Source organism: Mycobacterium hippophais, assembly GCF_027529605.1.
GTDB classification, from domain to species: domain Bacteria; phylum Actinomycetota; class Actinomycetes; order Mycobacteriales; family Mycobacteriaceae; genus Mycobacterium; species Mycobacterium arseniciresistens.
In genome coordinates this window covers 102,561-123,209 of sequence record NZ_JAPZPY010000008.1, presented here as the reverse complement: position 1 = coordinate 123,209, position 20,649 = coordinate 102,561, and the positions used below count along the sequence as shown (strand labels likewise).

Sequence of the window (20,649 nt, the reverse complement as noted above, 5' to 3'; positions counted from 1 at the left end):
GCCGGAATGGGTACGGTGACTGTCGTGCCCACATTCGCTGAGGTCGCCAAGGCCGAGTACATCCTGCTGACCACGTTCACCAAGGACGGCAGGCCCAAGCCGACACCGATCTGGGCCGCGCCGTCGGGCGACGGGCTGGTGGTGATCACCCAGGAGAAGTCCTGGAAGGTCAAGCGCATCCGCAACACCCCGCGGGTCACGATCGCCGAGTGCGACCGCAGCGGCAATCCCAAGGGCGAGGCGGTCGAGGCGACGGCGACGCTCCTCGACAAGTCGGCCAACGGACCCACCTACGACGCGATCGGCCGGCGTTACGGCCTGCTCGGCAAGGGCTTCGGGTTCTTCTCCAAGCTCAACGGCGGGTTGAAGAAGAACGTCACCATCGAATTGAAGGCGGTGGGCTGAAATGGCTCCGACGTTCCAGGACGTCTACAACGAGAAGTACCTGCTGCTGACCACGTTCACCAAGGACGGCAGGCCGAAGCCGACCCCGGTGTGGGGTGTGCCCGACGGTGACCGGCTGCTCATCAGCACCGACGACGGCTCGTGGAAAACCAAGCGCATCAACAACACTCCGCGGGTGACCATCCAGAAGTGCGGCGTGCTCGGCAAGCCCAAGGGTGAACCGGTGGAGGCGATCGCCCGCAACCTGCCGAAGTCGGAGACCCGGCGGGTGTTCGACATGGTGACCCGGCGCTACTGGTGGCACGCCTGGTGGTGGATTCCGCAGGCACTGATCCGCGGTGGCGTGGACAAGGTGCACGCGGCGATCGAGGTGCGGGCGGCCTAACCGGCGCGCAGGTGCGTGTCGAAGAACGCGAACACCCTCGACCAGGCGTCCTCGGTGGCGGCCTCGTCGTAGCCGAATCCGGTGATCCGCAGCAGCGGTTGAGCGGGCAGCTGGTTGGCGAAGCTGTGGCCGACGTCCGGGTACACCTTGACGTCGGCGGTGATGTTGCGGGCTTTCACCGCCTTGGTCAGGCGTTCACCCGCGCCGATGCCCAGCGGATCGCGCCTGCCGAAGCTCGCGACCACCGGGCAGGACGCGTCGAGCGCCTCGTTGAGGCCGCGCGGCAACGGCGTGCCGTAGAACGGCGCCGACGCGGCGAACCCGCGCGGCGACAGCAGCAGCGCGAACTGTCCGCCCATGCAGAAACCCACGATGCCGACCGGCCCGCTGCACTCGGGCATGGCGAGCAGGTGTTCCCGGGCGGCCAGGATGTCGTCGACGGTGGGGCCGGTGCCGGTAGACAGGCTGCGGAACGCGCTGGTGATGCACCGCACCCGGCCGCGGGAGAACAGATTCGGGGTGATGGTCACGTACCCCTGGGCGCAGATCCGCGCGGTCGTCCTGCGGTTGTCGGGGCTGTAGCCGATGGCATCGTGCACCACCACCACGCCCGGCCACGGACCGGAACCGTCGGGCACGGACACCATGGCCTCGAGGGGACCGTTCGGTGCGGTGATCTTGATGTCGCGCACGTCGTCTACCACGTGATCAATCTACGGAACCCCGGCGCCGTGCGGAACGTTGTCCGATCATGATGATGCGGCTGTTCCTGCTCTACACGGTCGTCGAACTGGCGGTGCTCGTCGCGCTGGTGTCGACGATCGGGTTCGGCTGGACACTCCTGCTGGTGCTCGCCACCTTCGTGCTCGGCCTGGCGCTGGCCGGCTCGCAGCTGCGGCGCCAGATCGGCAGGCTGCAGTCCGGGATGACCGCCGCGTCGGCCCGCGGCGCCGTGACCGACAGCGCGCTCGTCGCGCTCGGCACGGTGCTGGTGGCGATTCCCGGCGTCGCCTCGTCGGTGCTCGGCGCGCTGCTACTGCTGCCGCCGACAAGGGCCGCCGTCCGGCCCGCGGCGACGGCGATGGCCGCCCGGCGTCTCGGCCGTGTCCCCGTGGTCACCGTGGCGGGCATGCCGCCCTACAGCCGGGACTACCGCGACGGGGGCTACATCGACGGCGAGGTCGTCGACGTCCACGACACCCCGCCCGGCACCGCTTCGGCCGCCCTGCCCGAGGTCGTGGAGCGCAAGCCCGACTAGCGTGTCGGACTCGTGGTGACGACACTGCTATCGGGCGGGCGGATACACAGCCCGGCCATGCCCGACGCCACCGCGATGGCGGTCCGCGGCGACACCGTCGTCTGGCTCGGCGCCGACGACGTCGGCCGGGCTCAGTTCCCCGATGCCTCCGTCGTCGACCTCGACGGCGGGTTCGTGGCGCCGGCATTCGTCGACAGCCACATCCACCTGACCGCGACCGGACTGACGCTGACCGGGCTCGACCTGCGTACGACGACGTCGCTGCGGCACTGCCTGACGATGGTCGCCGACCACGCCAAGGCCCACCCCGAGGGAGTGATCTGGGGACACGGCTGGGACGAGTCCGGGTGGCCGGAACGCCGCCCGCCGAGCACCTCGGACCTCGACGGGCTGCTCGGGGAACGGCCGGCGTACCTGTCCCGCGTCGACGTCCATTCCGCGGCGGCCACCACGGCGCTGCGCCGGTCGGCCCCGGGGGTCGAGGACGCCGCAGGGTTCTCCGCCGAGCTGCCGCTGACCGCCGACGCCCACCACCGGGTGCGGGCCGCCGCGCGCGGGCACCTGACCGCCCGGCAGCGCCGGGACGCGCAGACGGCAGCCCTCGACGCGGCCGCCGCCGGCGGGATCGTCGCGGTGCACGAGTGCGCCGGTCCGCAGATCGGCGGCCTCGACGACTGGCTCGCCGTCCGCGACCTGACGCACGGTGTCGACGTCGTCGGGTACTGGGGTGAAGCGGTCAGCAGCCCCGGTGCGGCCCGCGACCTCCTCGACCGCACCGGGGCGCGCGGACTGGCCGGCGACCTGTTCGTCGACGGCGCCCTGGGGTCGCGAACGGCCTGGCTGCACACGCCGTACGCCGACGCGCCGGACAGCTGCGGCAACACCTATCTCGACGCCGGCGAGATCACCGCGCACCTGGCCGCATGCACCGACGCCGGGATCACCGCGGGTTTCCACGTGATCGGTGACGCCGCGGTCGGCGCGGTGGTCGAGGCACTGGCCCGCATCGTCGAGCGGGTCGGCGCGCCCGCGGTCGCGCGCTGCGGTCACCGCCTCGAACACCTGGAGATGGTCACCGCCGAGCAGGCCACGCTGCTGGGGTCGTGGGGTGTGCACGCCAGTGTCCAGCCCTCCTTCGACGCCCTCTGGGGCGGACCCGACGGCATGTACGCCCAGCGGCTCGGCCCGGATCGCGCCGCCGGGCTCAACCCGTTCGCGCTGTTAGCATCCCAAGGCGTGCCCCTCGCCTTCGGCTCGGACAGCCCCGTCACCGGGCTGGATCCCTGGGGCTGGGTCCGCGCCGCGAGCGCACACCGGACACCGGGCAGCGCGGTGTCGCTGCGGGCCGGTTTCGCGGCCGCGACCCGGGGCGCCTGGCGGGCCGCAGGCGTCAACGACGGCGTCACCGGCACCCTGGTCCCCGGAGCGCCCGCCTCCTACGCGGTCTGGGACGCCGACGACCTGACGGTGAGCGCGCCGGCCGACGGTGTGGCGCGCTGGTCCACCGACCCGCGGTCCCGGGTCCCGGCGCTGCCGAGGCTGGCGCCGGGCGACCCGTCGCCGAGGTGCCGCCAGACCGTCCACCGAGGTGCCGTCATCCATGGCTGACCCACCGCGCCGCCGTCGCCGCCGGGCGATGGACGACACCGACGTGATCCCCGCGGTCCCCGTCGACACCGATTCCGACGACCTCGACACCGGCCCGAACGAGACCGTCGAGGAGAGTTCCGGCGACGAGGCCGCCCGCCGGGAATCCTTCGGCGAGGACGTTGCCCCACGTTCGCGCGCGCACCGGGCGGAGCGGCACACGCAGCCGTCGCGGCTGACCCGCATCGCCCGCGGCGCGGGCCCGGCCGTGCTGTCGCGGTGGGCGCAGCTGGGCTCGGTCGCCGTCGGCGGGATGCTGCTGTGCCTGAGCTTCCCGCCGTTCGGCTGGTGGTGGGCCGCGGTCGTCGCGTTCGCCCTGCTGGGGTGGACGCTGATGCGACCGTCGACGACGGTCGCCGGCGGATTCGGCTACGGCGTGCTGTTCGGCACGGTGTTCTACGTGCCGTTGCTGCCGTGGATCAGCGGGCTGGTCGGCCCCGTGCCGTGGCTGGCGCTGGCCGTGGTGCAGGCCCTGTTCCCCGGGCTGTTCGGCGCCGTCGCGGTGCTGGTGCGGCGGCTGCCCGGCCTGCCGCTCTGGCTGGCGGCGCTCTGGGTGGGCCAGGAGTGGCTCAAGTCGACGGTGCCGTTCGGCGGGTTCCCGTGGGGTGTGGTGGCCTTCAGTCAGACCAACGGACCGCTGCTGCCGCTGGTGCGGGCCGGCGGTGCGCCGCTGCTGTCCTTCGCGGTCGCGCTGACCGGTTTCTGCCTGACCGCGATCGTCGTCGAGGCCGTCCGCTGGTGGCACCACGAGGACGACACGCACACCGCGCTGCCCGCCGTCGTGCTGCCCGGCATCTGCATCAGCGCGGCACTGCTGGGCACCGCGCTGGTCGCCCCGCAGGTCCGGCACTCCGGGGTCGGCGCCGGAGACGACCCCGCCGTCACCGTCGCCGCCGTGCAGGGCAACGTGCCGCGGCTCGGGCTGGACTTCAACGCCCAGCGCCGCGCGGTCCTCGACAACCACGTGCAGGAGACGCTGCGGCTGGCCGAGGACGTGCGGGCCGGCCGTGCGCCGCACCCGGCACTGGTCATCTGGCCGGAGAACTCCTCGGACATCGACCCGCTGGCCAATCCGGACGCCGCGGAGCAGATCACCGCGGCCGCCGACGCCATCGACGCACCGATCCTGGTCGGCGGCGTCGTCAGGGCCCCCGGCTACCGCCCGGAGAACCCGGTGTCCACCAACTCGGTGATCGTGTGGCAGCCCGGAACCGGACCCGCCGAACGGCACGACAAGCGGATCGTGCAGCCGTTCGGGGAGTACCTGCCGTGGCGCGGCTTCTTCTCCAAGCTGTCGCCCTACGCCGACCGGGCCGGCTACTTCATCCCCGGCTCCGGCAACGGGGTGGTGCACGCGGCCGGCGTTCCCGTCGGGGTGACCACCTGCTGGGAGGTGATCTTCGACCGGGCCGCGAGGGAGTCGGTGCTGGCCGGCGCGCAGATGCTGGCGGTGCCGTCGAACAACGCCACGTTCACCGAGCCGATGAGCGAGCAGCAGTTGGCGTTCGCCCGGCTGCGCGCCGTCGAGCACGACCGGTTCGTGGTGGTCGCGGGCACCACGGGCATCAGCGCGATGATCGCCCCCGACGGACGTGAGCTGGCGCGGACCGGGTTCTTCGAGCCGGCCTACCTCGATCAGCAGATCAGGCTGAAGACGCAGCTCACACCCGCCACCCGCTGGGGACCCATCGTGCAGGCCGTGATCATCGCGGTCGGCGTCGCGTCGGTGCTGGCGGCCATGCTGCACAATGGAGCGTTCGTATCGGCGATCAGACGGCGCCGGCAGAGGGCCGGGAAGACCGGGAACAGCCCGTCCGACGAGGGCGGCAACGACGGAGGACTCACATGACTGTCCCTGGTGGAGCGCGGCCGGGGGAGGGTGCCGGCGGCGCCACCCGGCCGAGTCAGCGCGCGCTTGTCATCATCCCGACCTACAACGAGCGGGAGAACCTGCCGCTGATCGTCGGCCGCGTACACCAGGCCTGCCCCGGCGTGCACATCCTGATCGTCGACGACGGCAGCCCGGACGGCACCGGTGAGCTGGCCGACGAATTCGCGCTCGCCGACCCCGACCGGGTGCACGTCATGCACCGCACCAGCAAGGACGGGCTCGGAGCGGCGTATCTGGCCGGTTTCGCCTGGGGACTGGGCAGGCAGTACTCGGTGCTGGTGGAGATGGACGCCGACGGCAGCCACGCACCCGAACAGCTGCACCGGCTGCTGGAGGCCGTCGACGGCGGCGCCGACGTGGCGATCGGGTCGCGGTACGTCCCAGGCGGCACGATCCGGAACTGGCCGCGGCGGCGCTACGCCCTGTCGAAGACCGCCAACACCTATGCCCGGGTGCTGCTGGGTGTCGACATCCACGACATCACCGCCGGGTACCGGGCCTACCGCCGCGAGGTACTCGAGAAGATCGATCTGGCCGCGGTGGACTCGAAGGGCTACTGCTTCCAGATCGACCTGACCTGGCGCGCGATCAACCAGGGCTTCGTCGTGGTGGAGGTGCCGATCACGTTCAGCGAACGAGAACTCGGCGTGTCCAAGATGAGCGGGTCCAACATCCGGGAAGCGATGTTCAAGGTCGCCACCTGGGGTGTCCGCGGGCGCCTCGATCGCGCCCGCGGCATCGTCCGCTAGCGGGTGCTCAGCTGCCGCGGCGCTTGGACTTGATCAGGTCCAGGCGCTCCTTGAGCAGCTCTTCCAACTCGTCGACCGAACGCCGTTCGAGCAGCATGTCCCAGTGGGTGCGCGGGGGCTTCACCTTCTTGGGCTCCGGCACGTCACCCTCGATCAGGGTGCCCTCCATGCCGTTGCGGCACAGCCAGGTGCCGGGGATCTCGGCGTCGTCGGCGAACGGGACGTCGAACTCCTCGCCGTTGTCGGTTCGGTAGCGAGCCACCTGACGCGGCGCCAGGTCGTGGTTGCGGTCGGTCTCGTAGCTCACGGCTCCGAGGCGACTGCCTCTCAGGACGCGATCAGCCATCGTCAACACTCCTCGATGTGTAAGTTGCCGGATCATCAACGCGGTCGGTGCCCGTTGAGTTCCCGACTCGACCCCCAGGATACCGGGAACCGCGCCGTGGGCCGTCTACAGTCGACCACCGTGGGGCCTGAAGTGCGTAGCCGCGAGCATCGCGACGATGTCAGACGTCGCCGTCTGCAACCCTGCCGCTGGTGCGGCCGCGAGGTGGCCGACGCCGGGATGGGCAGGCGGCGCCAGTACTGCAGACAGTCCTGCCGTCAGCGCGCCTACGAGCAGCGGGCCATGGTCAAGGGCAGCGCAGTCGCGCCGGACGCCGTGGTGCTGACCGCGGACGAGGCCGCGCAGCTCTCCGACCGGGTCTACCAGGTGCGTTGCGCCGCAGAGGATGTCGCGATCGCGTTGGACGAGGGCGCCGAGTCCGACGAGCTGCGCAAGCTCTGTGACGAACTCGTGCGGGCGGCCAAGGCGGCTGACGGCTGGCGCTAGTTTGGCCCCGCAGGCGCGGGGTAGCAGACCGCGGTGGCGCAGCACCGCACCGAAACACGTGACGACCTGGCCGCCGTGGCACAGCGGGAGTTCGGCTGGTCACGGCTGCGGCCCGAACAGCTCGAGGCCATGGAGGCCTTGCTGGCCGGACGCGACCTGGTCGCGGTGATGCCGACCGGCTGGGGCAAGTCGGCGATCTACCAGGTGCCTGCGCTGCTGCTGGAGCACGCCACCGTGGTGGTGTCACCGCTGATCGCCCTGCAGCACGACCAGATCGCCGCCCTGGACGGCACCGCGGCGGTGGCCGTCGCGGTGCACTCGGGGCAGCGCGCGAACGAACGCAGGCGCGCCTGGGACGCCATCGGCCGGGGGAGAGCCGACGTGATCTTCGTGTCCCCGGAGCAACTGGCCAACGACGACGTCGTGGCCCGCCTCGCCGACGCGGTCGTGAGCCTGATCGTGGTGGACGAGGCGCACTGCGTGTCGGCATGGGGGCACGACTTCCGCCCCGACTATCTGCGGCTGTCCGACGTGTTCGGCCGCCTCGGCCGTGGTGTGCCGGTGGCGGCCCTGACGGCCACCGCGTCCACGGTGGTGCGCCGCGAGATCAGCGCCGGTCTCGGACTGCGGGACCCGGTGTCGGTGATCGGCGGCTTCGACCGCCCGAATCTGCGCCTCCAGGTCGAGCAGCACCTCGACGACGACGGCAAGCGTGCGGCCGTCTGCGAGCGGGTGCCCACGCTGGGCCGGCCCGGCCTGCTGTACGCCGCGACGCGCAAGGACGCCGAGTTCTACGCCGACGCGCTGGCCGGGCGGGGCATGCGTACCGCCGTCTATCACGCAGGCCTCAGCGCGGCCCAGCGCGACGAGGTGCACGCGGGCTTCCGCGACGACCGGTTCGACGTGGTGACCGCGACCTCGGCATTCGGGATGGGCATCGACAAGGCGAATGTGCGCTTCGTGGTGCACGCCTCGGTGCCCGAATCGCTGGACTCCTACTACCAGCAGATCGGTCGCGGCGGCCGGGACGGCGACGAGGCGACCGCACTGCTGTACTACCGGCCCGAGGATCTGGGGCTGGCGCGGTTCTTCACCACCCACACCCCCGACGAGCAGACCATCGCCGAGGTGTACCGCGCGCTCGACGACGACGAGCCCCGGCGGCTCAAGGAGCTGCGCGCCAACCTCGACCTGCGTGGACGGGCCCTGACCAACGCCGTGAACCTGCTCGAGCAGGCCGGGGCGGTCCTGTCGACACGCAGGGGCCTGACAGCCGCCGGCGTCGACCCGGCGACCGCCGTGAAGCAGGCGCGCCACGTCATCGAGACCCGGGAACGGATCGACCGCAGCCGCGTGGAGATGATGCGCGGGTACGCCGAGACCCGCGACTGCCGGCGCCGGTTCCTGCTGGCGTATTTCGGCGAGGCGCTGCCCGCCCCGTGCGGCAACTGCGACCGGTGCCTGGACGCCGACCATCCGCCCACCGGCAGCGCCGACGCTGCGGCCGTCCCGGTGGACACGGCGGTGCGCCACCGCGAATTCGGCGACGGCGTGGTGATCGGCGCCGAACAGGACCGCATCACCGTGCTGTTCGACGAATACGGGTACCGCACGTTGGCCATGGCGGCGATCGAGGACAGTGACCTACTGACCCGTCTGTAGGGCCGCTGCGTTGGCGCCGGTTTCCGCCCGCGATCAACAAGGGCGGGGGATGCTGAGCACATGCTCACGCACATGCGCGCACTGCTGGTGAGCATCGGTGGGCTGCTCGCGCTCGGTCTCGTGGCGTGTTCCGGCGGGTCGTCGCTCGAGGCGACCGGGCCGTCGGTCGCGGCGACGTCGGCCACCACCTTCCCGCCCTCGGGCACCTACATCGCCGACATCACCAGGGACGGCAGGGCGATGAGCATCGGGATCTCCGTCGACGGCTCGGACATCGCCGCCTACGCGTGCAACGGGTCCGACGACGAAGCATGGTTCTTCGGCAGCCAGTCCAGCGGCCGCATCGACATCGACTCCCGCTTCCGCGACACGCTCGAGGCGACGTTCGACGGCACCGACGTCGAGGGCGAACTGACCGTGAACGGCGTCGCGTACCCGTTCATCGCCCCGCCGGCGCAAGCGCCGGCGGGGGTGTACACCGCCGATACCGGTGGCGTGCGCTCGACATGGGTGCGCCGGCCCGACGAGTCCGCGATCGGCGTCCAGTACAGCGGCGGTGTCAGCGATCACGACCTCGAACAGGCCGACGGGCAGCGGCTCGCGGCCGAGCAGTTCCGCACGCAGGTGCGCAGCCGGCGTCAACTGCAGCAGGCCGCGCAGCTGGTGGTGATGCGCAACGGCGCGATGGGATCGACGATCAACGGCCGGGCGGTGACGCCGACCCTGGTCAGCGGGAGCTTCCGGCTCGGCTGACGATGCACCGCCGGCCGCCGGGCGCGTGTTCCGGCGGTTTCTTTTCCTCACCGCGAACAGAACCCTTACGCCGCTGCGATGTGCGCCCGTAGCGTCGTCTCACCGTGGCGAGTTCATCGGAGGTGGCGACTGCGCCGGGCGCGGTAGGCACGGCAGGCATCGGTGGGCGCACGAAAGGCGTTCGCCGCGAACGTAAGTGGGGTTTCATCCGGTTGGCGTCGCCGGTGGTTCTGCTGCTGTTGTGGCAGCTGGGCAGCGCGCTGGGCCTCATCCCGCAGGGCGTGTTGCCGGCGCCGTCACTGATCGCCGAGGCCGGCGTCGAGCTGATCGGCAACGGCCAACTGGCCGATGCGCTGCGGGTGTCGGGCATCCGCGTCGTCGAAGGGTTGCTGCTGGGCAGCGTCGTCGGGATCGCGGTCGGTACCGCGGTGGGACTGTCCCGCTGGCTGGAGGCCACCGTCGACCCGCCGATGCAGATGGTGCGCGCGCTGCCGCATCTCGGCCTGATCCCGCTGTTCATCGTGTGGTTCGGCATCGGCGAACTGCCCAAGGTGCTGCTGGTGGCGCTCGGCGTGAGTTTCCCGCTCTACCTCAACACCTTCTCGGCCATCCGCCAGGTGGACCCGAAACTCTTCGAAACCGCTCAGGTACTGGGATTCTCGTTCTGGCAGCGATTTCGCGACATCATCGTGCCCAGCGCCGCGCCCCAGGTGCTGGTCGGCTTCCGGCAGTCGCTGGCTATCGCGTGGCTGACGCTGATCGTCGCCGAGCAGATCAACGCCGACAAGGGGATCGGCTTCCTGATCAACAACGCCCGCGACTTCCTGCGCATCGACATCATCATCTTCGGGCTCGTCGTCTACGCACTGCTGGGCATCGGCACCGATGCCATCGTCCGCGCTCTCGAGCGCCGAGCATTGAGGTACCGCACATGACCATCGCAAGCGAACGCCGCACGCAGACCGCTGGCGAGCTCCGCCACGTCGACAAGTGGTACGGCGACCACCATGTGCTCAGCGACGTCTCGCTGCACATCGCCCGCGGTGAGATCGTCGCGCTGATCGGCCGCAGCGGATCCGGCAAGTCGACGGTGCTCCGGGTGCTGGCCGGGCTGTCCACCGATCACACCGGTGAGCGGGTGGTGGCCGCAGCGCCCGCCCTGGCGTTCCAGGAGCCGCGGCTCTTCCCGTGGCGGGACGTGCTCACCAACGTCGTCTACGGGCTGACGCGGCAATGCCTGTCCCGCGGCGAGGCGAACGAGCGGGCTCGGCGTGCGCTGGCCGACGTCGGCCTGGCCGACCGCGCCGGTGTGTGGCCGTTGACCCTCTCGGGCGGTCAGGCGCAACGGGTTTCGCTGGCTCGGGCCCTGGTCGCCGAGCCGGAACTGATGCTGCTCGACGAACCGTTCGGCGCGCTCGACGCGCTCACCAGGCTGAGCATGCGCTCCCTGCTGGTCGACCTCTGGCGTGAACACGGATTCGGGGTGCTGCTGGTCACCCACGACGTCGACGAGGCCGTCGCGCTGGCCGACCGCGTGCTGGTGCTCGACGACGGGAAGGTGGCGCACACCCTCGAGATCGACGATCCACGCCACCCGCCGGGCGAATCGGCCGCCCACACCGAGCATTACCGCGCCGAGCTGCTCGACCGGCTCGGCGTCACCCGCTGACGACGACTTCGACTGAGGAGACGACCATGCCCAGACCCCGGCCGATCGCGGCGCTGCTCGCCGCGCTGACGGCGGTGAGCCTGCTCGCCGGCTGTGTGTCACGAGAGGCTTCATCCGGTGCGCAGCAGGCCCCGGAGACCGTCCCGCTGTCCGAACTGGCCGGTGTCACCCTGCACATCGGCGACCAGAAGGGCGGCACCCAGGCGCTGCTGACGGCCGCGGGAGCACTGGAGAACCTGCCGTATGCCGTCGAGTTCTCGACGTTCACCTCCGGCCCGCCGCAGATCGAGGCCGCGACCGCAGGCAAGATCGACTTCGCGATCACCGGCAACACCCCGCCGATCTTCGGCGCCGCCTCCAACGCGAAGGTCAAGATCGTCTCGGCATACGACGGCGGAGGGTTCGGCGACCAGATCCTGGTGCACGCCGATTCGCCGCTGCAGTCGAACGGCGACCTGCGGGGCAAGAGCATCGCGGTCGCCAAAGGCAGCTCCGCACACGGCCATACGCTGGTCCAGCTGGACCGGGCTGGGCTGACGCCCGCCGACGTCAAGCTGGTGTTCCTGCAGCCCGCCGATGCGCTGTCGGCGTTCACCCAGCGCCGCGTCGACGTGTGGGCGGTGTGGGACCCCTACACCGCACAGGCCGAGACGGAGCTGCCCGTGCGCAGCATCGCCCGCGCCACCGGCGTCACCAACGGCGCCGGCTTCGGCGTGGCGGCCGACGCGGCGCTGGCCGACCCGAAGCGCAACTCGGCGCTGAGCGATCTGCTGGTGCGTTACGCCAAGGCCGTCCGGTGGGCGCACGACAACCCCGACGAGTGGGCCACCCGTTACGGCGAGGACGTCGGCCTCGACCCCGAGGTCGCAAAGCTGGCGCAGGGCCGCAGCCTGCGACTGCCCTTCGACCTGTCCGATCAACTCGTGGCGTCCGAGCAGGAGATGGCCGACCTCTTCGCGGAGTCGCAGCAGATCGCGTCGGCCCCCGACTTCTCCCGCTGGGTCGACCGCCGCTACGGCGACGTGCTGGCCCCGCTCTACATCGACCGCAACAAGGAGTGAACATGCCCACCCCCGCCAAATTCTTCTGGTTCCTGCCCACCAACGGCGACAGCCGCAACATCGTCGGCGCCTCGCACGCCTCGTCGCACCACACCGTGCCCGCCGGGTACCGCGAACCCAGCCGGCGTTACCTCGCCGAGGTGGCCCGCGCGGCCGACCGTCTGGGCTTCGAGGGAGTGCTCACCCCGACCGGAACCTGGTGCGAGGACGCGTGGTTGACCGCGGCGGCGCTGTTGTCGGAGACCGAGCGGCTGAAGTTCCTCGTGGCGTTCCGCCCCGGGCTGGTGCCGCCGACGCTGGCCGCCCAGCAGGCCGCCACCCTGCAGCGATTCTCCGACGGGCGCGTCCTGCTCAACATCGTCAGCGGGGGAGACGACCTCGAGCAGCGACGGTTCGGCGACTGGCTGGACCACGATCAGCGCTACGCCCGCACCGGCGAGTTCCTGCACATCGTCAGCACGCTCTGGCAGCAGGAGTCACTGGACTTCTCCGGCGACCACTACCGGGTCGCCGACGCCCGGGTGTCGGCGCCACCGAACCCGTTGCCCGGCATCTACTTCGGCGGGTCCTCGGCCGCCGCGCTGCCGATCGCCGCGCAGTACGTCGACGTCTACCTGACCTGGGGTGAGCCCCCGCAGGCGGCGGCCGCCAAGATCGAGCGGGTTCGCGCGCTGGCCGCCGAGCGCGGGCGCACCATCCGCTTCGGCATCCGGCTGCACACCATCAGCCGCGACACCTCCGCGGCGGCATGGGCCGTCGCCGACGAACTCGTCGGCCAGCTGACGCCCGAACAGATCGCGAAGGCCACCGCCCTGCACTCGAAGTCGGAATCCGAAGGGCAACGGCGGATGACGGCGCTGCACGGCGGACGGGTGGACCAGCTGGAGATCTACCCGAACCTGTGGGCGGGGGTCGGGCTGGTGCGCGGCGGCGCGGGGACGGCGCTGGTCGGCAGCCACGAGGAGGTCGCCAACCTGGTCGTCGAGTACCACGCGCTGGGCTTCGACGAGTTCATCCTGTCGGGCTACCCGCACCTCGAGGAGGCGCACTGGTTCGCCGAGGGTGTGCTCCCGCTGCTGCGGCGCAAGGGCGTCGCCTGACCTGAGGACGCACCGCGGCGCCGCTGCTCGTACTCTGCGGTGACGATGGATGAATGGTTTGAGCACAGCCCTTTCGTGGGGTTCGCACCCTGGATCCTGTACTGGGTGGTGGCGGGCAGCTCGAGCACCTGGCTCTACGCCGGCATGGTCACCGGTGCGACCGACATGGACTGGCAGGCGCGGCTTCGCACCACCGACTAGGTGCGGCGGGTCATTCCGGGCAGCCGTACCGGATCCCGATGTCGGCCGGCGGGCTCACCTTCTTCAGGCAGCCGAACGGCTCCACCCCGGCGTCGCTGAGGCGGGCGGCCGTCTGGTGGGCGTAGTTCACACAGAACAGGCCCGCGGGGTCGGCGCGGCACCGGAAGTCACCGAAGGCCAGCGACCGGCCGTAGGGCAGTGCGGCCCCGTCGCCCCGCACGAACGGGCCGGGATCGCCGTGCACCGATCCGACGTCGAGCGTCGGGCCGGTGAAGTCCACCCAGTCGCCGATCCACTGGCCCGCGATGTCGGGCGGGGCCGGTGGCGAGTCGGTCAGCCGGACCAGGCAGTCCAGCCCGCCGTCGGACTGCGGATCGGTCATGCACCGCGTCGTGCCCGACGGTGTGGTGAATGCGACGGCATCGCCGAGTCGTGACACCTCGCCGTCCCGTGTCGCCTCGTGGAAGCCGCTCACGTCGGTGGGCGTTCCGGCCGCGACGAACGCGATGACGTCGCCGATCGCAGCGCCGGCGAGCGGCGCGCCCACCGGCGGCTTCGACGTCGCAGTGGTGGTGGCCGGGACGCTCGGGCGCGACGTGGGCGACGGCACCGACAATCGGGAACCCGACGGTGCCCCGGACTCGCCGTCCTGCCCGCCGCACCCTGCGCAAACCCCCGCCACCAGCACAGACGCCGCGATCAACACAGCAATCCGCATGCAGCCAGGCTAGCGGGCCGATGCGGTGGGGCCCGTCAGGCGCGGCGAACGGCGGTTCGTTCGCTACGGTCGGTGAATGCACGAACACACGGTCCGCGCAACGATCAGCACCGGCACGATCGAAGGCTTCACCCGTGACGGCGTGCACCGCTGGCGGGCCGTCCCGTACGCCCAGCCGCCGGTGGGCCGGCGGCGGTTCCGGGCGCCGTTACCCGCGCAGCCGTGGCGCGGTGTCCGGCACTGCCACAGCATCGGGTACTGCGCGCCGCAGCAGCGCAGGTACACCCTGGTCGGGGTCAACAAGTACCAGCCGATGAGCGAGGATTGCCTGACGCTCAACGTCGTTGCGCCGCAGTCGCGGCCCGACGGCCCGATGCCGGTGATGTTCTTCGTCCACGGGGGCGGCTACCTGCTCGGCAGCTCGGCGACACCGCTCTACGACGGTGCGGCGATGGCGCGGCGGGGCTGCGTCTACATCTCGGTGAACTACCGGCTCGGGGCGCTGGGCTGCATGGACCTGTCGTCGCTGTCCACGCCGGAGAACCCGATCGACGGCAACCTGTACCTGCGCGACCTGGTGATGGCGCTGCGCTGGGTGCGCGACAACGTCGAGGTGTTCGGCGGCGACCCGGACAACGTGACGATCTTCGGCGAGAGCGCCGGGGCGCACGCCGTCGCGACGCTGCTGGCCGTGCCGCAAGCCAAAGGCCTTTTCGCGCGGGTCATCTCGCAGAGCCCGGTCAGTGGCATGGTGCGGTCACCGGAAGCCGCCGCGACCTTCGCCGACCAGTTCGCCGGGCTGCTCGGCGCGCAACCCCAGGACGGGGCCGCGGCGCTGATGGCGGCCAGGCCGAGGGAGCTGGTGACCGCGCTTGACCGGTTGCTCACCCGCGGCACGGACGACCTGCCGGGAGCGTTCGCGGTCGGCCCGGCGTTCGGCACCGACTACCTGCCCCGCGATCCGGTCGAGGCGATGCGCGAGGGCACCGCCCACCGGGTGCCCCTCATCGTCGGCAACAACGCCGAGGAGGGCAAGCTGTTCACCCGGTTCCTGCAGCTGCTGCCGACGTCCGAGGCGACCATCGAGCTGCTGCTGGCCAACTCGGACGCCGAGCGGCGCGAACGCATCACGTCGGCCTACCCCGGCTACCCGAGCCCGTCGGCGTGTGTGCGGCTCGGCGGCGACTTCGCCTTCGGCACGGCCACCTGGGAGGTCGCCGGGGCGCATTCCCGGCACGCGCCCACCTACGTCTACCGCTACGACTACGCACCCCGCACGCTGCAGTGGTCCGGGCTCGGCGCCACGCACGCCATGGAGCTGCTCGCCGTGTTCGACACCTACCGCACCCGGCTGGGGTCGCTGCTCACCGCGGCCGCCGACCAGCGGTCGGCCCGCCGGGTGAGCCGGGACGTGCAGCGGCGCTGGCGGGCGTTCGGCCGCACGGGTGTGCCGGGGGAGGACTGGCCGCTCTACACCGCCGACCAACGCGCCGTGCGGGTGTTCGACCGCAAGCCCCGGATCGAGTTCGACCCCGACGTCGACCGCAGGCAGGCGTGGGAGGGCTTCAGCCTCGCGGCGCGTTAGCGCGCCCAGCACCCTGAACGCCTGCGGGGCGCCGCCGGATGTGATTGCGTGATCGCGTGCATCCCCTGGATCCCCTGGCCGCAGACGAATTCGAGGCGGTGTCAGCGATACTGCGCCGCGACACCGACGTCGACGACGGCTGGCGGTTCGCGTCGGTCGAACTGAGCGAACCGGGCAAGGCGGAGCTTCGCGAGTTCGCTGCCACAGGCATCGCGCCGCAGCGCCGTGCCACGGTGATCTGCCTGCACCGGGCGACCAACTCCACGTACAAGGGCGTGGTGTCGCTGACCGAGGACCGGGTGGAGTCGTTCACGCACCTGCCCGGCGTGCAGGCCAACTTCACGGTCGACGAGTTCGCCGAATGCGACCGGATGCTGCGCTCGCATCCGGATCTGATCGCCGCCCTGGCCCGCCGCGGCATCACCGACCTCGAGCTCGTGTTCATGGACACCTGGACGTACGGAAACGCCGTCGCTCCAACGGAATTCCGCGACCGGCGGATCGGCTGGTCCGACACCTGGCTGCGCGGCGCACCGGGTGCCAATCCCTATGCGCACATGGTCAGTGGGCTGCACTGCGTCGTCGACCTCAACGCCATGTCGTTGCTCCGGATCGAGGACACCGGCCCGTTCGCCGGCGGCGGCGCCGAACCACCGGACGTCATGGGCGAATACGCGCCGGCCCACATCCCCGAGCGGATCAGGGCGGCGTGGCGCCGCGAGCCACTGGCGCCGCTGCACATCACCCAGCCGCAGGGAACGTCGTTCCGGCTCGACGGAAATCTGCTGCAGTGGCAGAACTGGTCGCTGCGGATCGGGTTCAACCACCGGGAGGGAATGACGCTGCACACGGTGTCCTACCGGGACGGCGACCGCGACCGGTCGGTGGCGCACCGGCTTTCGTTCGCCGAGATGGTGGTGCCGTACCGGGATTCGTCGCACGATCACTACCGCCGCACGGCGTTCGACATCGGCGAATGGGGCCTCGGCTTCATGACGACGTCACTGGAACTGGGCTGTGACTGCCTCGGCGAGATCCGCTACCTGGACGCTGTGCTGCACGACAGCCGCGGCGTGCCGTACACGATCACCAACGCGATCTGCATCCACGAGGAGGACAACGCGGTCCTGTGGAAGCACGTCGACCACGACGCAGGCGCCGAGGTGCGACGGATGCGGCGGCTCACCGTGTCGTTCCACGTCACGGTCGCGAACTACGAGTACCTGGTGTACTGGCGGCTCTACCAGGACGGCAACATCGAGTGTGAGGTGCGCGCGACCGGGATCATGGTCACCACCCCGCTCGCCCCCGGTCAGCCCCACCCGAACGGCACGCTGGTCGACGACCGCACGTATGCGCCGTTCCACCAGCACTTCCTGGTGGCCCGGCTGGACCTCGACGTCGACGGCGGCGCGAACACGGTCTACCGCACGGAGTCCTACGCCGAGCCGATGGGGCCAGCCAACCCGTACGGCCTGTCGGTGCTGCTGCGCGAGGTGCCGTTGCTCACCGAGGCCGACGGCAGGCAGGACGTCGACTTCGCCTCCCAGCGCGGCTGGAAGGTGGTCAACACCAACGTCGTCAACGGACTGGGCACCCACCCGTCCTACAAGCTGATCCCCACCGGGGCGCTCCCGCCGATGTTCGACCCGGCGTCGCCGGTGCTGCGCCGCGCCAACGTGATCGGCCACACCCTGTGGGTGACACCGAACAACCCGGACGAGCGCTGGCCTGCAGGCGAATTCGTCAACCAGTCGGAGACCGACACCGGGCTCGGCGAGTGGACGAAGGCGAACCGGTCGATCGACAACACCGACGTGGTGCTGTGGTACGTCTTCGGCATCCACCACATCACCCGGCCGGAGGACTGGCCGGTGATGCCGGTCGACGTGGTGTCGTTCTGGCTCAAGCCCTACGGCTTCTTCGACCGCAACCCCGCACTCGACGTGCCCCCAGCACCGCCGCAGCACTGCCACACCCCTTCCACCAGCGCGCCGCACTGATTGACACCCGTCAACAGTGTGATCCACCCCACTGCTACGTTCATCCGGTGGACGCACGTGACGACCTGGTGATCGAACGGCCGGACGACCTGACCGCCGACTGGCTGACCACGGCGATCGGCGCGGGACGCGTCGCCGGCTTCTCCTTCGAACGCATCGGCACCGGCCAGATGAGCGAGTGCTACCGCGTCTCGCTGCAGTACGCCGACGACGCGGCGCCGGGCCCGGAGTCGGTGGTGCTCAAGGTCGCCGCCACCGACGCCAACAGCAGGCAGACCGGGCTGGCGATGGGACTCTACGAACGCGAGGTGCGGTTCTACACCGACATCGCCCCGCGGCTCGGCGGCCCGGTCGCACCCTGCCACGACGCCGCCTACGACGCCGCGAACGGAACGTTCCACTTGGTGCTAGGCGACGCGGCGCCCGCCATTGTGGGCGACGAGATCCGCGGCGCGACAATCGAACAGGCGACGCTCGCCCTGACCGAACTGGGCCGGGTGCACGGGCCGCTGCTCGGTGATCCCGCGCTGGCCGATGCGGACTGGCTCAACCGGGAGTCGCCGATGAACCAGGGCCTGATCGCCGCGCTGTGGGCCGGCTTCGCCGAACGCTACGCCGAGACGATCGAACCAGGACACCGCGAGGTGTGCGAGCGGCTGGTGGCGAGCTTCGACGCCTATGTCGCCGAAGAGGCCGCCGCGCAACGTGTCGCGGGTCTGGTGCACGGCGACTACCGGCTCGACAACATGCTGTTCGGTCAGGCCGGCGCCGACCGCCCGCTGACGGTGGTGGACTGGCAGACCGTCACGTGGGGCCCGGCCTTCACCGACGTGGCGTACTTCCTGGGCTGCGCCCTGACGGAGTCGGCGCGCCGCGACCACTACGACGCCCTGCTGCGGGCATACCACGAGGCGCTCGGACCACAGTCGACCGTCAGCCTCGACGAGGTGCGCGACGGCGTCCGGCGGCAGAGCTTCTTCGGGGTGATGATGGCGATCGTGTCGTCGATGCTCGTTGAGCGCACCGACCGCGGCGACCGCATGTTCATGACCATGCTCGCGCGGCACTGCTCTCATGTGCTCGACACCGGCGCGCTCGACGTGCTGCCGTCGGCGCCGCTGCCCGAAGCCCTGCAACCGTCGGCAGGCGACGAGGGCGGGCACCCGCCGGGCGACGAGGAATTGTGGAACGAGAGCTGGTACTTCGACGTCGTCGACGCCGGCCAGGGCATCGGCGGCTGGGTCAGGGTCGGTCTGTATCCCAACCGGCGCACGGCCTGGCTCAACGCGCTGATCTGCGGGCCCGACATGCCGACCATCGCGGTCCTCGACTTCGAGGCGCCACTGCCTGAGGATCCGTTCCTGGCGCGGGGTGACGCCGTCGAGATCTCCATGGCGGCCGACGAACCGCTTCGCCGCTTCCGGGTGACCGTGCGGGGCAGCGGACAGGCGTTCGACGACGCCGGCGCACTGCTCGAGGGCGCCGAGGGCCGTCCGGTCGAGCTGACGATGGACCTCACCTGGACCACGGCCGGCACGCCCTACCAGTACCGCATCACCCCTCGATACGAGATCGCCTGCACGGTGTCGGGCACGATCACCGCCGATGGCCGGACGGTGACGCTGCGCGATGCGCCCGGGCAGCGCGACCACTCCTGGGGCGTGCGCGACTGGTGGTCCATGGACTGGGTGTGGAGTGCGCTGCACCTCGACGACGGCACCCATCTGCACGGTGTCGACCTGCGCATTCCCGGGGCGCCGCCGCTCAGCGTCGGCTACGTGCAACCGCCGGGGGCGCCGCTGCAGGAGACCGCGACGGTCACCGCGCAGGCGACGTTCGCCGACAACGGCCTACCCGTCACCACCACGCTGACCATGTCGCCCGGCGACGTGGACGCCACCGTCGACCTTCGCGGTTTCGCGCCGGTGCGGCTGACCGCCGACGACGGCCGGATCAGCCACTTCCCGCGCGCCTGGGCAACGGTGACGCTCACCGACGGCCGTACCGGCGTGGGCTGGCTGGAGTGGAACCGCAACCTCGGCTCTTAGAAGTCCGCGAGTGCGCGTGTCTGCGGCCCGACACGCCGTCAATCACCGACAAACGTGCACGCTCGCGGCAGGCTGACGGGCATGGTCGTGGCCAAGTCGGTGATGTTGTTCGTGCTCGCAGCGCTGCTGGAGATCGGCGGCGCCTGGCTGGTCTGGCAAGGAGTGCGGGAAAACCGCGGCTGGTGGTGGGTCGGATTCGGGGTGATCGCCCTGGGCGCCTACGGTTTCGTCGCGGCGTTCCAGCCCGACGCCCAGTTCGGCAGGGTGCTGGCGGCCTACGGCGGCGTGTTCATCGCCGGCTCGCTGGCGTGGGGGATGGTCGCCGACGGTTTCCGCCCGGACAGGTGGGACATCACCGGCGCCGTGGTGAGTCTCATCGGCGTCGGCGTCATCATGTACGCGCCCCGCTGAAATGTGACGAATCCCGGACGCCGCGAATGACGGCGGGGCCGACGGGTACCCGCCGCTCATGAGCAAAGAGTTCAAGAAGGGCGACAAGGTCAGCTGGCAGAGTCACGGCAGTACCGCCGAGGGCACCGTCCAGGAGAAGATCACCTCGGAAAAAGAGGCGGCCGGCCGCAAGGTCAAGGCGTCGAAGGACGAGCCGCAGTACCGGGTGAAGAGCGAGAAGAGCGGTAACGACGCCGTCCACAAGCCGGGCGCGCTGAAGAAGAAGTGACCG

The 20,649-nt window shown here is 70.8% G+C and carries 22 protein-coding genes; 19 read left to right on the top strand and 3 right to left on the bottom strand.

The window, feature by feature from the left end:
* Positions 1-6 precede the first annotated feature (6 nt).
* Entirely contained in the window at positions 7-405 is a 399-nt protein-coding gene (locus O6P37_RS17910) for a PPOX class F420-dependent oxidoreductase (protein WP_269895349.1), read from the top strand.
* A gap of 1 nt (position 406) precedes the next feature.
* A complete protein-coding gene (locus O6P37_RS17905) occupies positions 407-790 on the top strand; it encodes a PPOX class F420-dependent oxidoreductase (protein ID WP_269895348.1) in 384 nt (127 codons plus the stop codon).
* Here O6P37_RS17905 and O6P37_RS17900 read toward each other — a convergent pair.
* Positions 787-1,437, bottom strand: a complete 651-nt coding sequence (locus O6P37_RS17900; protein ID WP_408633201.1) for a dienelactone hydrolase family protein — start codon at positions 1,435-1,437, stop codon at positions 787-789. The two genes, O6P37_RS17905 and O6P37_RS17900, sit on opposite strands and share 4 nt — an antisense overlap.
* A gap of 104 nt (positions 1,438-1,541) precedes the next feature.
* On the opposite strand from O6P37_RS17900, the gene O6P37_RS17895 reads away from it, so the two are divergent.
* From O6P37_RS17895 to O6P37_RS28565, 4 genes are read left to right on the top strand one after another with little or no spacing between them, the layout of a single operon-like run.
* Positions 1,542-2,048, top strand: a complete 507-nt coding sequence (locus tag O6P37_RS17895) for an FxsA family protein (RefSeq protein WP_269895347.1) — start codon at positions 1,542-1,544, stop codon at positions 2,046-2,048.
* 15 nt (positions 2,049-2,063) lie between these two features.
* Positions 2,064-3,656, top strand: coding sequence for an amidohydrolase (locus O6P37_RS17890; protein WP_269895346.1), 1,593 nt, complete (start codon positions 2,064-2,066; stop codon positions 3,654-3,656).
* The gene (lnt, locus tag O6P37_RS17885; RefSeq protein WP_408633196.1) at positions 3,649-5,544 is read left to right on the top strand and encodes an apolipoprotein N-acyltransferase; all 1,896 of its coding nucleotides are present in this window, start codon (positions 3,649-3,651) and stop codon (positions 5,542-5,544) included. The genes O6P37_RS17890 and lnt overlap by 8 nt, the downstream gene beginning before the upstream one ends.
* Entirely contained in the window at positions 5,541-6,335 is a 795-nt protein-coding gene (locus O6P37_RS28565; RefSeq protein ID WP_408633195.1) for a polyprenol monophosphomannose synthase, read from the top strand. The genes lnt and O6P37_RS28565 overlap by 4 nt, the downstream gene beginning before the upstream one ends.
* A 7-nt stretch (positions 6,336-6,342) precedes the next feature.
* Here the strand turns inward: O6P37_RS28565 and rbpA are convergent, their stop codons facing one another.
* Positions 6,343-6,681, bottom strand: coding sequence for an RNA polymerase-binding protein RbpA (gene rbpA / locus O6P37_RS17880; protein WP_264015750.1), 339 nt, complete (start codon positions 6,679-6,681; stop codon positions 6,343-6,345).
* Between the two features lie 120 nt (positions 6,682-6,801).
* On the opposite strand from rbpA, the gene O6P37_RS17875 reads away from it, so the two are divergent.
* From O6P37_RS17875 to O6P37_RS17840, 8 genes are all read left to right on the top strand, one after another.
* Positions 6,802-7,167 (top strand): hypothetical protein, encoded by a 366-nt coding sequence (locus tag O6P37_RS17875; protein ID WP_269895345.1) that lies wholly within the window; start codon positions 6,802-6,804, stop codon positions 7,165-7,167.
* 33 nt (positions 7,168-7,200) lie between these two features.
* Entirely contained in the window at positions 7,201-8,829 is a 1,629-nt protein-coding gene (locus O6P37_RS17870) for a RecQ family ATP-dependent DNA helicase (RefSeq protein ID WP_269895344.1), read from the top strand.
* A gap of 60 nt (positions 8,830-8,889) precedes the next feature.
* On the top strand, positions 8,890-9,582 hold the full coding sequence (locus O6P37_RS17865) for a hypothetical protein (RefSeq protein ID WP_269895343.1): 693 nt from the start codon (positions 8,890-8,892) through the stop codon (positions 9,580-9,582).
* A 158-nt stretch (positions 9,583-9,740) separates the two neighbouring features.
* Positions 9,741-10,517: an ABC transporter permease gene (locus O6P37_RS17860; RefSeq protein WP_269895444.1), complete on the top strand. Its 777-nt coding sequence runs from the start codon at positions 9,741-9,743 to the stop codon at positions 10,515-10,517.
* Positions 10,514-11,251: an ABC transporter ATP-binding protein gene (locus tag O6P37_RS17855; RefSeq protein WP_269895342.1), complete on the top strand. Its 738-nt coding sequence runs from the start codon at positions 10,514-10,516 to the stop codon at positions 11,249-11,251. The genes O6P37_RS17860 and O6P37_RS17855 overlap by 4 nt, the downstream gene beginning before the upstream one ends.
* A 26-nt stretch (positions 11,252-11,277) precedes the next feature.
* On the top strand, positions 11,278-12,312 hold the full coding sequence (locus tag O6P37_RS17850) for an ABC transporter substrate-binding protein (protein WP_269895341.1): 1,035 nt from the start codon (positions 11,278-11,280) through the stop codon (positions 12,310-12,312).
* A gap of 2 nt (positions 12,313-12,314) precedes the next feature.
* Entirely contained in the window at positions 12,315-13,412 is a 1,098-nt protein-coding gene (locus O6P37_RS17845; RefSeq protein ID WP_269895340.1) for an LLM class flavin-dependent oxidoreductase, read from the top strand.
* Positions 13,413-13,457: 45 nt separating this feature from the next.
* Positions 13,458-13,613 carry a hypothetical protein gene (locus O6P37_RS17840; protein ID WP_269895339.1) on the top strand — a complete coding sequence of 52 codons (156 nt, stop codon included), beginning with the start codon at positions 13,458-13,460 and terminating at the stop codon, positions 13,611-13,613.
* Positions 13,614-13,623: 10 nt separating this feature from the next.
* Here the strand turns inward: O6P37_RS17840 and O6P37_RS17835 are convergent, their stop codons facing one another.
* Positions 13,624-14,331, bottom strand: a complete 708-nt coding sequence (locus tag O6P37_RS17835; RefSeq protein WP_269895338.1) for a hypothetical protein — start codon at positions 14,329-14,331, stop codon at positions 13,624-13,626.
* Between the two features lie 76 nt (positions 14,332-14,407).
* Here O6P37_RS17835 and O6P37_RS17830 point away from each other — a divergent pair, with 76 nt between their 5' ends.
* From O6P37_RS17830 to O6P37_RS17810, 5 genes are all read left to right on the top strand, one after another.
* On the top strand, positions 14,408-15,916 hold the full coding sequence (locus O6P37_RS17830) for a carboxylesterase/lipase family protein (protein WP_269895337.1): 1,509 nt from the start codon (positions 14,408-14,410) through the stop codon (positions 15,914-15,916).
* A gap of 56 nt (positions 15,917-15,972) precedes the next feature.
* Positions 15,973-17,919, top strand: a complete 1,947-nt coding sequence (locus O6P37_RS17825) for a primary-amine oxidase (protein ID WP_408633194.1) — start codon at positions 15,973-15,975, stop codon at positions 17,917-17,919.
* A 47-nt stretch (positions 17,920-17,966) separates the two neighbouring features.
* Positions 17,967-19,967, top strand: coding sequence for a DUF7064 domain-containing protein (locus tag O6P37_RS17820; RefSeq protein WP_269895335.1), 2,001 nt, complete (start codon positions 17,967-17,969; stop codon positions 19,965-19,967).
* A gap of 81 nt (positions 19,968-20,048) precedes the next feature.
* On the top strand, positions 20,049-20,378 hold the full coding sequence (locus O6P37_RS17815; protein ID WP_269895334.1) for a YnfA family protein: 330 nt from the start codon (positions 20,049-20,051) through the stop codon (positions 20,376-20,378).
* A gap of 58 nt (positions 20,379-20,436) precedes the next feature.
* On the top strand, positions 20,437-20,646 hold the full coding sequence (locus O6P37_RS17810) for a hypervirulence associated TUDOR domain-containing protein (protein ID WP_269895333.1): 210 nt from the start codon (positions 20,437-20,439) through the stop codon (positions 20,644-20,646).
* The last annotated feature ends 3 nt before the right edge of the window (positions 20,647-20,649 follow it).

Excerpts from the sequence above, each read along its gene's own strand:
- O6P37_RS17910 (WP_269895349.1), top strand. The coding sequence starts at position 7 with ATGGGTACGGTGACTGTCGTGCCCACATTCGCTGAGGTCGCCAAGGCC.
- O6P37_RS17905 (WP_269895348.1), top strand. The coding sequence starts at position 407 with ATGGCTCCGACGTTCCAGGACGTCTACAACGAGAAGTACCTGCTGCTG.
- O6P37_RS17900 (WP_408633201.1), bottom strand. The coding sequence starts at position 1,437 with ATGGTGTCCGTGCCCGACGGTTCCGGTCCGTGGCCGGGCGTGGTGGTG.
- O6P37_RS17895 (WP_269895347.1), top strand. The coding sequence starts at position 1,542 with ATGATGATGCGGCTGTTCCTGCTCTACACGGTCGTCGAACTGGCGGTG.
- lnt (WP_408633196.1), top strand. The coding sequence starts at position 3,649 with ATGGCTGACCCACCGCGCCGCCGTCGCCGCCGGGCGATGGACGACACC.
- O6P37_RS28565 (WP_408633195.1), top strand. The coding sequence starts at position 5,541 with ATGACTGTCCCTGGTGGAGCGCGGCCGGGGGAGGGTGCCGGCGGCGCC.
- rbpA (WP_264015750.1), bottom strand. The coding sequence starts at position 6,681 with ATGGCTGATCGCGTCCTGAGAGGCAGTCGCCTCGGAGCCGTGAGCTAC.
- O6P37_RS17865 (WP_269895343.1), top strand. The coding sequence starts at position 8,890 with ATGCTCACGCACATGCGCGCACTGCTGGTGAGCATCGGTGGGCTGCTC.
- O6P37_RS17855 (WP_269895342.1), top strand. The coding sequence starts at position 10,514 with ATGACCATCGCAAGCGAACGCCGCACGCAGACCGCTGGCGAGCTCCGC.
- O6P37_RS17850 (WP_269895341.1), top strand. The coding sequence starts at position 11,278 with ATGCCCAGACCCCGGCCGATCGCGGCGCTGCTCGCCGCGCTGACGGCG.
- O6P37_RS17845 (WP_269895340.1), top strand. The coding sequence starts at position 12,315 with ATGCCCACCCCCGCCAAATTCTTCTGGTTCCTGCCCACCAACGGCGAC.
- O6P37_RS17840 (WP_269895339.1), top strand. The coding sequence starts at position 13,458 with ATGGATGAATGGTTTGAGCACAGCCCTTTCGTGGGGTTCGCACCCTGG.
- O6P37_RS17835 (WP_269895338.1), bottom strand. The coding sequence starts at position 14,331 with ATGCGGATTGCTGTGTTGATCGCGGCGTCTGTGCTGGTGGCGGGGGTT.
- O6P37_RS17830 (WP_269895337.1), top strand. The coding sequence starts at position 14,408 with ATGCACGAACACACGGTCCGCGCAACGATCAGCACCGGCACGATCGAA.
- O6P37_RS17815 (WP_269895334.1), top strand. The coding sequence starts at position 20,049 with ATGGTCGTGGCCAAGTCGGTGATGTTGTTCGTGCTCGCAGCGCTGCTG.
- O6P37_RS17810 (WP_269895333.1), top strand. The coding sequence starts at position 20,437 with ATGAGCAAAGAGTTCAAGAAGGGCGACAAGGTCAGCTGGCAGAGTCAC.